We start from the raw sequence: 15,906 nt of genomic DNA, 5'->3' as shown, positions 1-15,906 counted from the left end.
CGATTTTTTCAATCACATGGGTCGTGAAGCCGCTTAGGTTATCAGTCAGACCTTTGCTTTGCGCCAGCGCACTCAGCGCTGGCGTATTGCTGTGCGCCGCATCCGCCCACGCGGATGACCGCGATCAGCTCAAATCCATTCAGGCCGATATCGCCGCTAAAGAGCGTGCGGTTCGCCAGCAGCAGCAGCAGCGCGCCACCCTGCTCGCCCAGCTTAAGCAGCAGGAAGAGGCCATCTCCGCCGCCGCACGTCAATTACGTGAAACGCAAAACACCCTCGCCCAGTTGAATAAACAGATCGACGAGATGAACGCGTCGATTGCCAAACTGGAACGCCAGCGTGATGCACAAGAGCGCAATCTTGCGGCACAGCTGGATGCTGCATTCCGCCAGGGTGAGCACACTGGCCTGCAACTGATCCTCAGCGGTGAAGAGAGCCAGCGCGGCCAGCGTCTGCAGGCCTACTTTGGCTATCTGAACCAGGCGCGTCAGGAAACGATCGCGCAGCTGAAGCAGACGCGCGAAGAGGTCACCACGCAAAAAGCCGAGCTGGAAGAGAAGCAGAGCCAGCAGCAGACGCTACTCTACGATCGGCAGGCCCAGCAGGCGAAACTTGAGCAGGCGCGCAACGAGCGTAAGAAAACCCTTTCCGGCCTTGAGTCCTCCATTCAGGAAGGTCAGAGCCAGCTTGGCGAAATGCGCGCCAACGAATCCAAACTGCGTAACAGCATCGCCCGTGCGGAAGCCGCGGCGAAAGCGCGTGCCGAAAAAGAGGCGCGCGAGGCGCAGGCCGTTCGCGACAAGCAGCAGGAAGCGTCCCGTAAAGGGACCACCTACAAGCCAAGCGAAAGCGAACGTTCCCTGATGTCGCGTACCGGCGGCTTAGGCTCTCCTCGCGGTCAGGCTTTCTGGCCCGTTCGCGGCTCAATTCTGCATCGCTATGGCGAACAGCTGCAGGGTGAGCTACGTTGGAAAGGGATAGTTATCGGTGCGTCTGAAGGTAGCGAAGTGAAAGCCATTGCCGATGGCCGCGTGATTCTGGCCGACTGGCTGCAGGGTTATGGGCTGGTGGTAGTGGTCGAACACGGTAAAGGCGATATGAGCCTCTATGGCTACAACCAGAGCGCGCTGGTCAGCGTCGGCACGCAGGTGCGCGCGGGCCAACCCATCGCCCTTGTGGGCAGCAGTGGCGGTCAGGGCCGCCCGTCACTCTATTTCGAAATTCGTCGCCAGGGTCAGGCGGTCAATCCACAGCCGTGGTTGGGAAGATAAGTTTTGCTTCAGTTTCGTCGAATAGTTCTCTCCGTCGTCAGCGCGCTGGCGCTGGCTGCTCCGGTATACGCAGGTAAGCTCGCAATCGTGATTGATGACTTCGGTTATCGTCCACACTATGAAAACCAGGTGCTGGCGATGCCGTCAGCCATCTCGGTCGCCGTCCTTCCAAATGCCCCCCACGCGCGTGAGATGGCGACCAAAGCCCACAATACTGGCCATCAGGTTCTTATCCATCTACCAATGGCACCGCTCAGCAAGCAGCCGCTGGAAAAAGATACCCTCCGCCCGGATATGAGCAGCGATGAGATCGAGCGCATCATCCGCGACGCATACAACAAAGTGCCGTATGCCGTAGGGCTGAACAACCATATGGGCAGTGCGATGACATCGAGCCTGTACGGGATGCTGAAGGTGATGCAGGCGCTGGAGCGCTACAACCTCTATTTCCTCGACAGCATGACCATCGGCAACAGCCAGGCGATGCGTGCCGCTCAGGGAACGGGCGTAAAAGTCATTAAGCGCAAGGTGTTCCTGGATGATACCCAGAACGACGCCGATATTCGCGTGCAGTTTAATCGCGCGGTACAGCTGGCCCGCCGCAACGGCTCGGCCATAGCCATCGGTCACCCGCACCCGTCTACCGTTCGTGTCCTGCAGCAAATGCTGCCGACCTTGCCTTCCGATATCACTCTGGTTCGCCCGAGCGATCTGCTGAACGAGCCGCAGGTGGATACCTCTACACCGAATTCTGCACAGCCTGCACCGACAGCGCCGCGTAATCCGTTCCGCGGCGTGAAGCACTGCGTACCGAAGCAACCGCTTGAGCCGGTCTACGCGACCCGCTTCTTCTCTGTGATTGGCGACAGCATCAGCAACAGTACGCTGGTGAAATACGTCCAGCAGCAGTGGCAGGGATGGGGTAAGAAAGCGTGATGAGAAAAAGCCACCGTCATGGTGGCTTTTTTATTACTAAAGGTGGAAAGAACCCTCGAGGATCTGGCTATATATCGTCGGCAGGTCGTTATCTGTAGTTCGATATTGCTCTTTGTGTGAGAGCTTATAAATGCCCACGGGATCATTATTTAGCGTCATCAATGCCGCCAAATCAGGTTTTTCAGAGATGAACTGGCGAATCAAAAAACGATTATTCCCGGTGACCGGTTGTTGATCCATGACCTGACGAAACTGCGGATAGCGCTCGCGCGCATATAAGAAGCTGTAATCGATCAGGAAGTACTCAATCAGGGTGTCATAGTGCTGCCAGTAGCGATACAGAATATCTCGTACCATCTTCACCAGCGTGCTCCCCTTTTGGGCTGCAAGAAAATAGGCCGTCCAGTAGCCCTGACTCAATGCGTTTTCAGACGAATCAAAACGTAGCGATGAAAAGGTATTCTCAAAAAATGTTTCCGGTACCGGCTTCGTCACGAACACCGTCGCGTCCATCCAGATCCCGCCATATTGATACAGCAGCGAACAGCGAACAATATCTGAGTATTGCGCCTTACTGATAAGCCCCGCCTGGTATTTCGTTTTGATGTGTTCAGGGAGAGTAAGGTAGTCTGGGATATTCTCATCCGTCAGGATGATGACCTGAGCATCCGGTGTGTTACGTTGTACGGAGGCAATGCAGCGTTTCACCAACTCAGGCGCGCTATCCAGCCCCTGGAACCAGCAGATCCAGATAATGCGTGATTGCATCGGTTCCGTTGCGTACGAATCGTCAGGCTGAACCTTCAGGTCATCAATGACGCTAAAAATCGTCTCTTTTTTCTTCCGCTCAAAATGGCTGGCCGCACGCTGGAAGAGAGAGAAACCCGTTTTTTTGTGCCAGCGTCGGGTTTTCTTGATGAGCTTATTCGTTACATTGAGATTCATCATTTCACCTTATTCAATTCAGAATAGCTCTTTTAGCGTACGGCGAAACAGTTTCATTTTTAACTTAGCATCTTTTTTACGCCCACGTAAAAGGCAATTCATGCGCGTTGATTTAAAACCACGAAATGACATAAGCTGGAATAAATTATTGCTGCGAGTCACTTCAGACATATGCTGACGATATTTAAAATAGAGCTTACGATACGCATTGTATTTTTTAACTTGCGACGTAATCCGATCGCTCCCGTGTTCAGCATCCACCATCGCCGTACTGAAGCTGTATTTGATACCTGGGCCATATTTCAGAATTAATTTAATCCAGACATCGCGATCTTGTTGCTGTTTAATTTCAGGAGAAAAGCCGCCTACGCCTAACAGTTTTTCTTTAGTGGTCAATACCTGATTGCCCACCACGTTCTCGCACAAAATATCCTGTAGCTCAATGATCCTTTTATCATCAGTATCCGGATAGGTGCGGTGGGTTTTGTCCAGCCTGGCGGGGGTATCCGTCACGAAAGCATACTTATCATCATACCGCTCAGCGAGTTTCGTCAGACGTTCTGGCAGGAAATAATCGTCGTCATCAAGCCCCGTTACAAACACACCGTGCGAAAGCGCATAGCCCCGGTTACGGCTGAAGTTAGAACCGCTGTTCTTTTCATTACGTTCGTAGATGAAATGCACAAAACGCGCTTCACACTCTGCGCGTATACGCTCGATGAGTTGAGAGGTCTTCTCATTAGAACAATCATCAACAATAACCAATTCTACCGCAGGATATGTCTGAGCAATAACTGAACGAATTGCACGTTCCAGCAACGCCTCTCTGTTGTAGGTGGTAATGATTACTGAAATCAGTTCGTTCATGGCGGGCTCGTATGGTAAAAGGTATTTCTCCATCGGGAGAATACCTTTTTCCCGATGGAGAATCAAAACGATTACTTAATGACCGTACGATGTTTGTTCTGTTCCAGGAAAACAACCGACATTATCAACGTTAACATCCAGGCAACAGGCGTTGTTTTTGAATAGAACATCACGCCACCCACGCCGAACATAACAATCGAGACCAGGAAAGCGAACAGAATAATACTTTTTCGTTTACGCAGTGCATACCAACCAAGTGATATTACAAAAAGAATATAAAGAATAACGCCTGAAGGACCTTTTACAGAAAGCGTTTCAACGATTTCATTATGAAGATGGCCGCGAATGAAGCCCAGCGCGCCTGACAGGCTTGGATCCTTTTTTATTTCTTCCCGGATTATGATGTTACGCTCGTCTGTAGACTGCCATAAATAATTATTTTTAGACGCAATCAGCCCCGTCTTCCACATCGCTAAACGGGCACCAACCGAAGTCACACTGTTCGCTTTATCATAGGAAACAATATCATGGTTAAAGTCATTATAACGCTTTATCAGATTGTCCTTCATCATAAATGCGCCAGCCAGCAAAGCAATCAGGAAAACAGAAACCCCCTTCCACGGGATGTGCTTTTCCTTGTACAGCTTCACCACCAGCAAGCCGAAGAAAATAACCGGATAGGTGAGAATGGCTGCCCGCGTTTCTGTCGCCACCAGTACCAGGAAAGTAATAAAAAAGTGTCCGAGTATAAACAGCTCTTTCCATCTGCTTGAACTGTGCTGGAGCACCAGAATCGTGTAGAACGAGATAAATGCAATGGTATAAGCGGCCCCTGTCGCATCCGACCCACCGGCAAGGGAGAGTGTAACCCTTTGGTTTTCAAGAAACAGGTGTTGATATCCCGCGTAGACAACAATCATCACCTGCAGTGCGAGGACCAGCAACATATGAATCTTATTGCTGCCGACGTTGAGCTGATTTCTGTTTACAAACACGAAGATGGAGAATGCCCCGAAAACGCAGATTTTCCCGACTTCCAGATAGGCGCGATACGAGTTGATCGCCTCACTGTTAACCTTATACATCCGGTACCAGACCAGATCGCAAATCCCGATAATCAGCAGGACCAGACAAAGCCAAAATGCATCGTTCTTTCTGAAGTTTTTAATATCCAATAAGAAAATAACGAATGCGGTAACACCCGCCAGGCCCAAGATTTTGGTGGATAAATTAGGTGAAACAACTACGCAACCCAAAGCAATAGCACACAGTCCGAAGAGTAGCTGCAGCAATACAAACTGGACCTTATCTCGTTCTACATTAATCATCATCATTCCATTTACTAAAAGGCAAAGCAGGCTAGCACACTGCAAAAAACAAGTTTATCGCACCTGTGTTAACGAATATTACGCCAGTCATAGGACTTCCCGGTCGTGTCCAGCACGGTGACGTTTTTATTGTAACCGGCAAGCCAGGAGTGTACTGACTGGACAGGTTCTCCCTGACGATGGATTCCAAGCCAAAGCTCAGCTAGCGTATTAATATCATCCGCAGACCAGACGGTATTGTAGTCTCCGGTGTACTTTTTATCGGAATCTACCTGATGTCCATACCAGATAAACACTGGGATTTGCAGGGCCTCCCGTGGAGGATTAACGTTACCGTGGGAGTATGCTACAGCACGCTTCGGATCGCGGATCAGGCCATGATCGGAGAAATACATGACTGATGAACGCGAGTTTTCCAGCAGGTTAAAAATCTTGCCCATCAACGTATCCGTATATCGCACAGAGTTGTCATAACAATCATCGGCTTCATTATCACCGTGCAACACCGCCTGGCTGGCCGGGAAGCGTCGGCAGGAAGGTTCGTGGCTTCCGTACAAATGCAGAACGATCATTTTTTTGCCCGGCGTTTTTAACGCGTTCTGCAATAGCGGCAGAAGGTCTTCGTCGTAGCCCCCATCAATCCACTCATGCTGTTTCGTGTTCAGGGCAATTCCGGTAATGACGTTATTATGCGCCCCTCCTTTGCCCTGGCGGCTAAACCAGTAAGTATCATATCCTGCTTTGTTCGCGATATTGACGACGTTATCGCCATATTTGCGCGGATCGCGGGCATTCACGGTATCCGCAGTCAACGCCAGCGGTACCGCCATAATCGTGACCGGTGCAGGTGTAACGGCATTGCGGAACAGTAAGAGTTGCGATTTTTGCTTCTCCAGCTCCGGAGTAGTATCTCGTTGATAACCATAGATACCCATATTTGCCGTACGCTCGGACTCTCCAACAATCAGAACATAGTTCTCGATGCCGGTATCAGATAGTGTGATTTTATAATCAGGAATATTGTTACCGATGTTGGCCACCACGGCATTATCTTCGATGGCCTGCATAAAGACTTTTGACGTGCTGACAGGTGTCGCCTGAACTACGCGCTGCGCCAGGCTTTCGACGCTGCTTTTCCTGAGCTGATGCTGCAAAGCCTGGCCATAAAAAGCCAGCAGCGTGACGGCAAGCGCAATGGCGGGCCAGCGACGATAACGCGGCGCGACAGGCCACATGCCGGTATTGGCGGTATAAATGAACAACGCAGACAGGGTGATAAAAATCAGGCAATCGCGCCAGTACAAACCGAGCATTGAACTTGCTTCACCCGGTGTCGTATTCAGTACGCTAAGCGCAAACCCATAACTAAACGCTGAATTAAAATTACTCCATGCATATAACTGCAAAGTAATATCTGCCGCAACCGGAATTAATAAAATAATCGCCAGTACATTCCTGATTAATTTATTGTTTATACATTTTAAAGTCAGCAATATCAGCGCGAAGACCAGCGTACGATTAATTACAGCATTATATTTAGCATGAATAATATTAACGCCAATGACTATTAGCAGAGAAACAACCACTGTAAAGAAAGCGGTAAATCGCGAAGGAGTGTCAACCAACTTCTGTGAAAACAGTGTGGACATAATGACCTGATTAGCCTGGCAATATCTTTCCTGACGTAATCATTTTGACTGCCAGAATGAACGTGCGGAGAAGACAGGATGGAGAAAATTTCGCCAAAAGTTAACAAGTAACTTCTGGAAAGTCAAACCACTAAGGGAAAGTGCTGGCACCCGTAAAAGCGGTGCCAGCTGGCAGATTTAATCCCAGCTCAGAATAACTTTCCCGGACTGCCCTGAACGCATTGCGTCAAAGCCTTTCTGGAACTCATCAACGGAGAAACGATGAGTGATAATAGGTGACAGATCCAGACCAGACTGAATCAACGCCGCCATCTTATACCAGGTTTCAAACATCTCACGGCCATAGATGCCTTTGATGAACAGCCCCTTGAAGATGACTTTGTTCCAGTCGATAGACATATCCGACGGCGGAATACCCAGCATTGCGATGCGGCCACCGTGGTTCATGGTATCCAGCATCGTGCGGAACGCCGGCGGCGCACCGGACATTTCCAGACCCACGTCAAAACCTTCGGTCATGCCCAGCTCTTCCATCACGTCGGTCAGGCTCTCTTTCGAGACATCCACCGCGCGGGTCACGCCCATTTTGCGCGCCAGCGACAGACGATACTCATTCACATCGGTGATCACGACGTTACGCGCACCCACGTGCTTCGCCACCGCTGCGGCCATAATGCCGATGGGACCTGCACCGGAGACCAGCACATCTTCGCCGACCAGATCGAAGGAGAGCGCCGTGTGTACCGCGTTGCCGAACGGGTCGAAGATGGAGGCCAGATCGTCAGAAATGTTGTCCGGAATTTTGAACGCGTTAAACGCCGGGATCACCAGATATTCCGCGAAGCAACCCGGACGGTTCACGCCCACGCCAATGGTATTACGGCACAGGTGCGTACGCCCGCCGCGGCAGTTACGGCAGTGGCCGCAGGTGATATGACCTTCACCGGAGACGCGGTCGCCAATTTTAAAGCCTTTCACTTCCTGGCCGATACCGACCACTTCGCCGACGTACTCGTGACCGACAACCATCGGTACCGGAATGGTTTTCTGCGACCACTGGTCCCAGTTGTAAATGTGAACGTCAGTACCGCAGATAGCCGTTTTACGAATTTTGATCAGCAGATCGTTATGACCGACTTCCGGTTCCGGCACGTCGGTCATCCAAATCCCTTCTTCCGCTTTCAGTTTGGATAACGCTTTCATCACACGTCCTCAGGCAATGACGCCCAGCTGTTTGCCGATGCGGGTAAAGGCTTCCACCGCACGTTCAATTTGTTCAGGCGTATGCGCCGCAGACATCTGGGTGCGGATACGCGCCTGACCTTTTGGCACCACCGGGAAGAAGAACCCGGTGACGTAAATCCCTTCTTTTTGCAGTTCGCGGGCAAAGTTCTGCGCGATAACCGCATCGCCCAGCATCACCGGAATAATGGCGTGGTCAGCACCGGCGAGGGTGAACCCTGCTGCGCTCATTTTTTCGCGGAACAGGCGCGCGTTGGACCACAGGCGATCGCGCAGCTCAGCGCCGGACTCCACCATCTCCAGCACTTTGATGGAGGCAGACACAATGGCTGGCGCCAGGGAGTTGGAGAACAGGTACGGACGGGAGCGCTGACGCAGCCACTCAACCACCTCTTTACGCGCGGCGGTATAGCCGCCGGACGCGCCGCCGAGCGCTTTGCCCAGCGTACCGGTGATGATGTCCACGCGGCCCATCACGTCACAGTATTCGTGGGAACCACGGCCGTTTTCGCCGACAAACCCGACCGCGTGAGAGTCATCGACCATCACCAGCGCGTCGTATTTATCCGCCAGGTCGCAGACGCCCTTCAGGTTGGCGATCACGCCGTCCATTGAGAACACGCCGTCGGTGGCGATCAGCACGTGGCGAGCGCCCGCTTCACGCGCCTCTTTCAGACGAGCTTCCAGTTCTACCATGTCATTGTTGGCGTAACGGAAACGCTTCGCTTTACACAGGCGCACGCCGTCAATGATAGAGGCGTGGTTCAGGGCGTCGGAGATAATCGCATCTTCTGCGCCAAGCAGGGTCTCAAACAGACCGCCGTTAGCGTCGAAGCAGGAGGAGTACAGAATCGCGTCTTCCATTCCGAGGAAGCTCGCCAGCTTTTGCTCAAGCTGCTTATGGCTGTCCTGGGTACCGCAGATAAAGCGTACGGAGGCCATGCCGAAGCCGTGGGTGTCCATGCCGTTTTTCGCCGCGGCAATCAGCTCAGGGTGATTCGCAAGACCTAAATAGTTGTTCGCACAAAAGTTGATCACGTGGCTGCCGTCGGCAACGGTGATGTCCGCCTGCTGAGCAGACGTGATAATACGCTCTTCCTTGAACAACCCTTCCGCACGTGCGGTGTCGAGGTCGCTGTTTAACTGTTTGTAAAAATCACCACGCATTGCAATTCTCCAGACTCGGCAAATTTCGGGACATATTACCCAAACCTATAGTTCATGACGAGATGACACATTATCTCTTGTCGTTTTTGCAGCATAAATCACGTGTACCCCTGCTGCATATCGGTGAATGGCTGAAGACCGGGCATTGTAATGATATGATAAAGACATTAGCGTCCGGGATTGTCCCCGGGCTCAACACTTCAAAGGTTACAGTTATGATCATCGTTACCGGCGGCGCGGGCTTTATCGGCAGCAATATTGTTAAGGCTCTTAATGACAAAGGCATCACCGACATCCTGGTGGTTGACAACCTGAAAGACGGCACCAAGTTCGTCAACCTGGTGGATCTGAACATCGCTGACTACATGGATAAAGAAGATTTCCTTATCCAGATTATGGCAGGCGAGGAGTTCGGCGAGATCGAAGCTATCTTCCATGAAGGTGCCTGCTCTTCCACCACAGAGTGGGACGGCAAGTACATGATGGACAATAACTATCAGTACTCTAAAGAGATCCTGCACTACTGCCTGGAGCGTGAAATCCCCTTCCTGTACGCTTCCTCCGCGGCAACCTACGGCGGGCGCACCTCGGACTTTATCGAGTCTCGCGAATATGAGCAGCCGCTGAACGTCTACGGTTATTCCAAATTCCTGTTCGACGAGTACGTGCGTCAGGTTCTGCCAGAAGCGAACTCCCAGATCGTGGGCTTCCGCTACTTCAACGTTTACGGGCCGCGCGAAGGTCACAAAGGCAGCATGGCAAGCGTGGCATTCCACCTGAATACCCAGCTGAATAATGGCGAAAGCCCAAAACTGTTTGAAGGCAGCGACGGCTTTAAGCGCGACTTCGTCTACGTGGGCGACGTTGCCGCAGTAAATCTGTGGTTCTGGGAAAACGGTGTTTCCGGCATTTTCAACCTGGGTACCGGCCGCGCAGAATCCTTCCAGGCGGTGGCTGATGCTACGCTGGCGTATCACAAAAAAGGCAGCATCGAGTACATTCCGTTCCCTGACAAGCTGAAAGGCCGCTACCAGGCGTTCACTCAGGCCGATCTGACCAACCTGCGCGCAGCGGGTTATGACAAGCCGTTCAAGACCGTTGCCGAAGGCGTAACGGAGTATATGGCCTGGCTGAACCGCGACGCGTAAGTATGAGAATTCTGGTGATCGGCCCGTCATGGGTGGGCGACATGATGATGTCGCAAAGTCTCTATCGCACGCTCAAGGCGCGCTATCCCCAGGCGATAATCGACGTGATGGCACCCGCATGGTGCCGTCCGCTGTTATCGCGTATGCCGGAAGTGAATGAAGCCATCCCGATGCCGCTTGGCCACGGGGCGCTGGAAATTGGCGAACGCCGCAAGCTCGGCCATAGCCTGCGCGAGAAGCGCTATGACCGCGCGTATGTCCTGCCAAACTCCTTTAAATCTGCCCTGGTGCCTTTCTTTGCGGGCATCCCGCATCGTACTGGCTGGCGCGGTGAAATGCGCTACGGCCTGCTGAACGATGCGCGCGTGCTGGATAAAGAGGCCTGGCCGCTGATGGTGGAGCGTTACGTGGCGCTGGCCTATGACAAAGGCGTGATGCGCAGCGCGAAAGACCTGCCGCAGCCGCTGCTCTGGCCACAGCTTCAGGTTAACGAGGGTGAAAAATCCCACACCTGCAACGCGTTTGGACTATCGTCTGAACGCCCGATGATTGGCTTCTGCCCTGGCGCCGAGTTCGGCCCGGCAAAACGCTGGCCGCACTATCACTATGCGGAGCTGGCGAAACAGCTGATTGACGAAGGCTACCAGATAGTTCTGTTCGGTTCGGCAAAAGACCACGAGGCAGGCAATGAAATCCTCGCGACGCTCAGTAACGAACAGCAGGCATGGTGCCGCAACCTGGCGGGAGAAACCCAGCTTGAGCAGGCGGTTATCCTGATTGCCGCCTGTAAAGCCGTGGTTACCAACGACTCAGGCCTGATGCACGTCGCCGCTGCGCTCGACCGCCCGCTGGTTGCGCTGTATGGCCCAAGCAGCCCGGACTTCACGCCCCCACTTTCCCATAAAGCGCGCGTCATTCGCCTCATCACCGGTTACCACAAAGTGCGCAAAGGCGATGCTGCAGAAGGCTATCACCAGAGCCTGATCGACATTACCCCGCAGCGCGTTCTTGAAGAGCTTAACGAACTGCTGTTGAGCGAAGAAGGATAACGGATGCGGGTATTGATCGTTAAAACTTCGTCAATGGGCGATGTTCTGCATACGCTGCCGTCACTAACGGACGCCATGCGGGCCATTCCCGGCATTCGTTTTGACTGGGTAGTGGAAGAGGGCTTCGCGCAAATCCCCACCTGGCATGAAGCGGTCGACCGCGCGATCCCGGTGGCGATTCGCCGCTGGCGCAAAGCGTGGTTCTCTGCCCCGATTAAAGCCGAACGCAAAGTCTTCCGCGAAGCGGTGCAGGCGCAACGCTACGATGCCATCATCGACGCGCAGGGGCTGGTCAAAAGCGCCGCGCTGGTGACGCGTCTGGCGCATGGCGTAAAGCACGGCATGGACTGGCAAACCGCCCGCGAACCGCTGGCGAGCCTGTTCTATAACCGCCGCCACCACATCGCGAAGCAACAGCACGCTGTGGAACGTACCCGCGAGCTCTTTGCAAAGAGTCTTGGTTATGCCAAGCCCGAAACGCAAGGTGATTACACCATTTCGCAGCATTTTTTGCACAGTTCGCAACAGAAAGACGCGCCTTATCTCATTTTTCTTCACGCGACGACCCGCGATGACAAACACTGGCCGGAAGCGCACTGGCGCGAACTGATCGGCCTGCTGGGAAATGCGGGGCTACGTATTAAACTTCCGTGGGGCGCACCACATGAAGAAGCACGCGCCAGGCGTCTGGCGGCAGGGTTTGATTACGTTGACGTTCTGCCGCGCATGAAACTTGATGGCGTAGCCCAGGAGCTGGCCGGCGCTGCAGCAGTGGTCTCCGTGGATACGGGCCTCAGCCACCTGACGGCGGCGCTGGATCGACCTAATATTACGCTTTACGGCCCAACGGACCCGGGTCTTATCGGCGGCTATGGAAAAAATCAATATATCTGCCGCCCGGAATACTCATCGCAGCTGAGCGACCTCAGTGCCGCTGCGGTATTTGCGCAATTAGAGCCTTTGCTGGCAGCAGAGAGAGCCTATGTCTGATTTTTTCTCAGCGGAGCGTCCACCAAAGCGCGTGCTGATCGTTAAGTTGCGTCACCACGGTGACGTTCTGCTTACTTCGCCGGTGTTCACCGTGCTCAAGAAGAACTGGCCGAACGTAGAGGTCGACGCGCTGGTCTATGACGACACGCAGGCGATGCTGACCAGCCACCCGCATATCGACCAGGTCCATACCATCGGGCGCAACTGGCGTAAAAAGGGGTGGTTTGAACAATTCCGCCTCTACCGCGCGCTACTCAATACCCTGAAAGGCCGTCAGTATGACGTGCTGATTAACCTGACCGAACACTGGCACGGCGCGCGTCTGGCGCGTCGCCTGAAGCCCCGCGTCTCCGTCGGCTTTAAGCCGGATAAACGCGGGGGCCTGGCGCGTCGTCGCTGGGTGAAATCGTTCACCACGCTCTACCCAGCGATTCAGGACAACAGCCGCCATATGGTGGAGGTCAATCTGGACGCCCTGCGCCGGATCGGGATTCATCCGCAGTCCGACGAAGACAAACATACCCTCTTTGTACCTGGTGACGCGGCAGAAGCCTCTGTTGCCGAAAAACTGGCCGGGTTTGGGCTCACGAGTAAATCCTACATTCTGGTTCATCCGACCTCACGCTGGATGTTTAAGGCCTGGGATATCAAAAAGCTGGCAGCGACCATTGATAACCTGGCGGCGCGCGGCCTGCCGATTATCCTCTCTGCCGCACCGTCAAAAGAAGAGAAGGCCTACATGGATGAGCTGCGCGCTGCCCTCACCCAGCCGGTCTTTGATTTAAGCGGCCAGTTGAACCTGAAAGAGCTGGGCGCGCTCATGAAGCACGCGCGGGTGTACTTCGGTGTGGACTCCATGCCGATGCACCTTGCAAGCGCCGTCGGTACGCCGACTGTCGCCATATTTGGCCCTACTGGCGCCATCAAATGGGCGCCGTGGGGGGTAAATTACCGTGTGATTGTGGCCGGGTTTACCTGCCAGCCATGCGGCAAAGCGGGCTGCGGAGACAGCGGTGTCTCAGACTGCATCACAGCCATCACCCCGCAGCAGGTGCTGAGCGCCATTGATACAATGCTTCTGGAAACGGAAACCCCTGCATGAAGCTGGCGATTGTTCGACAGACCTACAACCCCAACGGTGGCGCAGAGCGTTTTGTCTCACGTGCGCTTAACGTGCTGACACAGGATACCTCGCTTGACGTCACGCTGATTGCCCGCCAGTGGGAAGATGCCGCAGGCTGGAAAACGCTGACGGTCAATCCGCCGTTTCGCAATCGCATCGCTCGTGAATCCGGTTTTGCGACCGAAGCCGCCGCGCATTTTGCGCAGTTCGATATTGTGCAAAGCCACGAACGCATACCGGGAGCCACCATTTTCCGGGCTGGCGACGGGGTTCACGCCACCTGGCTTGAGCAATATGGTCGTATTCTGTCGCCGCTGGCGCGCTGGGCGCAATCTCTGAGCCGCTATCACCGCTACATTCTGCAGGCTGAGACGCAGATGTTTACCCATCCGCAGCTGCGCAAGGTGATCTGTAATTCGAAGATGGTGCGCGACGATATCGCCCGCCGCTTCGGGCTGTCGGATGACAAGCTGACGGTGATCTATAACGGCGTCGACACGGACCAGTTCAGCCCTGACGTGCGCTCCCTTTCGCAGCGTGAGGCGCTGGGCATTCCCCCAGCCGCGCCGGTGCTGGCGTACGTTGGGTCAGGTTTCAGCCGTAAAGGTGTTGCCACCGCGCTGCGCGCCATTGTGGCGCATCCTGACGTCTGGCTGCTGATTGCCGGGCGCGATAAACATGCGCGGAAGTTCGAAAAACTGGCACAAGCGCTAGGGGTTTCCTCACGCGTGAAGTTCCTGGGCCCCGTTGCCAACGTGCGCGAAGTGTATGGCACGGCTGATGCGCTTATCCTGCCGACGCTCTACGATCCCTTCCCGAACGTCTGCGTGGAAGCGCTGGCCTGCGGTTTGCCGCTGCTCACCAGCCACGGCTGCGGTGCGGCGGAGTGGATAACCGAGGGTCAAAACGGCTGGGTGCGCGATGCGCTGGACAGCGAAGGCTACCAGCAGGCCATCTCTTTGTGGCTAAAAGGCCGCGAACAGGGTGTCGATTACTCCGCTGCTGCGCGTGCAACTGCGGAGCCTTTCACCCTGGACAGAATGGCGCGAGAGCTACAAACGCTTTATCGCGATTTGCTGCGCTGAGCGGCATCGGAAAAGACCTTCTCCATCGCGTTCAGCATACATTCACGGGTAAAGTGCGTGCTCAGGTAGTCATACCCCTGCTGCGCGAGCGTCTCGCGAAGGGCTGAGTCGTCATAGAGTTTTAATATGGCATCGTGCAGTGCGTTTTCGTCGCGCTGCGCGATCAACAATCCCGTCTGCCCGTTAATCACCGCGTCTCCCGTTCCACCAGCATCCGTTGCAATGGTTGCAATACAGGTGGCTAACGATTGCAATACACCCTGAGGAACACCTTCCATATCGTGCGAAGGGCTCAGCGCAATATCAAACGCCGGGAACCAGCGTTCCGGATCGGTTTGATGTCCCGCCATCACCACCCGCTGCTGTAACCCAAGCGCGGTAATTTCCTGTTCCAGCATCGCTTTGTGCGGGCCTTCGCCGACAATCGCCAGCTTGATCTGCGGATTGTCGATTTTCGCCAGGGCACGCAGCAGTACGCTGTGACCTTTGTTCGGGCGCAAATGCGACACCACGCCCAACCAGAAATCTGACTCAGATAAGCCACAATGCGCGCGGGCTTCGTGCTTATCTCCCGGGTGAAAACGCTGCGTATCGACACCGCTTGGCACCGATGTACTCTGGGACATCGGCACGCCAATGTTTGCCACCTGATGACGTAGCGCCTCTCCCGTAGTCACAATATGCGCGCAGGCCGTGCGGAACAGCCACCGGGTCGTCCAGTTGTTGCGCGGTACGCCTGACGCATGACGGGTGCGGACCAGCGGAACGGGGTTAGCGAGTGTCAGATTCGCCAGCGCCACCAGCCAGGTATCGGCGGAGTTATGGCTATTAACGACGTCAATCGACTGGCGGTTATCCTTTAACCAGCGACGCAGCAACTGCAAATTTTTAAGGTTTTTACGCTTCAACGGCATCGTGACAACCGTCAACCCCGCATTGCGCGCCAGTGCGTGCAGCGGCGCCGTTTCCGGGCAAAGAATAGTTACCTGATGGCCACGCTGAATCATCCCTAGCGATTCGTTGATAATGCGCAGAGGCTGTCCGCCTTTGCCGCCGTCTGCTTCAGTGTGAACAATATGCATACATTTCCCGTTAAGAATTTCGCC

14 protein-coding genes are annotated in these 15,906 nt (G+C 54.1%); 7 read left to right on the top strand and 7 right to left on the bottom strand.

Features of this window, described 5'->3' with window-relative positions:
* The first annotated feature begins 11 nt into the window (after positions 1–11).
* The gene (gene envC, locus ABR39_RS14980; protein WP_240477085.1) at positions 12–1,271 is read left to right on the top strand and encodes a murein hydrolase activator EnvC; all 1,260 of its coding nucleotides are present in this window, start codon (positions 12–14) and stop codon (positions 1,269–1,271) included.
* A gap of 3 nt (positions 1,272–1,274) precedes the next feature.
* Positions 1,275–2,207, top strand: a complete 933-nt coding sequence (locus tag ABR39_RS14975) for a divergent polysaccharide deacetylase family protein (protein WP_047347579.1) — start codon at positions 1,275–1,277, stop codon at positions 2,205–2,207.
* A 36-nt stretch (positions 2,208–2,243) separates the two neighbouring features.
* On the opposite strand, the gene ABR39_RS14970 is transcribed toward ABR39_RS14975, so the two are convergent.
* From ABR39_RS14970 to kbl, 6 genes are all read right to left on the bottom strand, one after another.
* Positions 2,244–3,155 (bottom strand): capsular polysaccharide synthesis protein, encoded by a 912-nt coding sequence (locus ABR39_RS14970; RefSeq protein WP_240477078.1) that lies wholly within the window; start codon positions 3,153–3,155, stop codon positions 2,244–2,246.
* Positions 3,156–3,170: 15 nt separating this feature from the next.
* Positions 3,171–4,019: a glycosyltransferase gene (locus ABR39_RS14965; protein WP_047348169.1), complete on the bottom strand. Its 849-nt coding sequence runs from the start codon at positions 4,017–4,019 to the stop codon at positions 3,171–3,173.
* 71 nt (positions 4,020–4,090) lie between these two features.
* On the bottom strand, positions 4,091–5,353 hold the full coding sequence (locus ABR39_RS14960) for an O-antigen ligase family protein (protein ID WP_346417697.1): 1,263 nt from the start codon (positions 5,351–5,353) through the stop codon (positions 4,091–4,093).
* Between the two features lie 62 nt (positions 5,354–5,415).
* Complete coding sequence (locus tag ABR39_RS14955; RefSeq protein ID WP_047347576.1) at positions 5,416–6,996, bottom strand: phosphoethanolamine transferase; 1,581 nt, start codon at positions 6,994–6,996, stop codon at positions 5,416–5,418.
* Positions 6,997–7,173: 177 nt separating this feature from the next.
* Positions 7,174–8,199: an L-threonine 3-dehydrogenase gene (gene tdh / locus ABR39_RS14950; RefSeq protein ID WP_047347575.1), complete on the bottom strand. Its 1,026-nt coding sequence runs from the start codon at positions 8,197–8,199 to the stop codon at positions 7,174–7,176.
* 9 nt (positions 8,200–8,208) lie between these two features.
* Positions 8,209–9,405, bottom strand: a complete 1,197-nt coding sequence (gene kbl / locus ABR39_RS14945) for a glycine C-acetyltransferase (protein ID WP_047347574.1) — start codon at positions 9,403–9,405, stop codon at positions 8,209–8,211.
* Positions 9,406–9,620: 215 nt separating this feature from the next.
* Here kbl and rfaD point away from each other — a divergent pair, with 215 nt between their 5' ends.
* Genes rfaD through ABR39_RS14920 form a run of 5 tightly spaced genes read left to right on the top strand, consistent with a single transcriptional unit; the run spans position 9,621 to position 14,800 of the window.
* Positions 9,621–10,553, top strand: coding sequence for an ADP-glyceromanno-heptose 6-epimerase (gene rfaD, locus ABR39_RS14940; RefSeq protein ID WP_008502707.1), 933 nt, complete (start codon positions 9,621–9,623; stop codon positions 10,551–10,553).
* 2 nt (positions 10,554–10,555) lie between these two features.
* Complete coding sequence (rfaF, locus tag ABR39_RS14935; protein WP_047347573.1) at positions 10,556–11,602, top strand: ADP-heptose--LPS heptosyltransferase RfaF; 1,047 nt, start codon at positions 10,556–10,558, stop codon at positions 11,600–11,602.
* A 3-nt stretch (positions 11,603–11,605) separates the two neighbouring features.
* On the top strand, positions 11,606–12,592 hold the full coding sequence (gene rfaC / locus ABR39_RS14930; RefSeq protein ID WP_047347572.1) for a lipopolysaccharide heptosyltransferase RfaC: 987 nt from the start codon (positions 11,606–11,608) through the stop codon (positions 12,590–12,592).
* Positions 12,585–13,694 (top strand): putative lipopolysaccharide heptosyltransferase III, encoded by a 1,110-nt coding sequence (gene rfaQ / locus ABR39_RS14925; protein ID WP_047347571.1) that lies wholly within the window; start codon positions 12,585–12,587, stop codon positions 13,692–13,694. Before rfaC ends, rfaQ begins: the two co-directional genes overlap by 8 nt.
* On the top strand, positions 13,691–14,800 hold the full coding sequence (locus tag ABR39_RS14920) for a glycosyltransferase family 4 protein (RefSeq protein WP_047347570.1): 1,110 nt from the start codon (positions 13,691–13,693) through the stop codon (positions 14,798–14,800). Before rfaQ ends, ABR39_RS14920 begins: the two co-directional genes overlap by 4 nt.
* Here the strand turns inward: ABR39_RS14920 and ABR39_RS14915 are convergent.
* Entirely contained in the window at positions 14,779–15,882 is a 1,104-nt protein-coding gene (locus ABR39_RS14915) for a glycosyltransferase family 4 protein (protein ID WP_047347569.1), read from the bottom strand. The genes ABR39_RS14920 and ABR39_RS14915 overlap by 22 nt on opposite strands.
* Positions 15,883–15,906 lie beyond the last annotated feature (24 nt).

The organism is Enterobacter genomosp. O (genome assembly GCF_001022965.1).
Lineage (GTDB): Bacteria > Pseudomonadota > Gammaproteobacteria > Enterobacterales > Enterobacteriaceae > Enterobacter > Enterobacter cloacae_L.
Note: the sequence above shows the minus strand (reverse complement) of the source record. Positions and strands in the feature narration are given on the sequence as shown.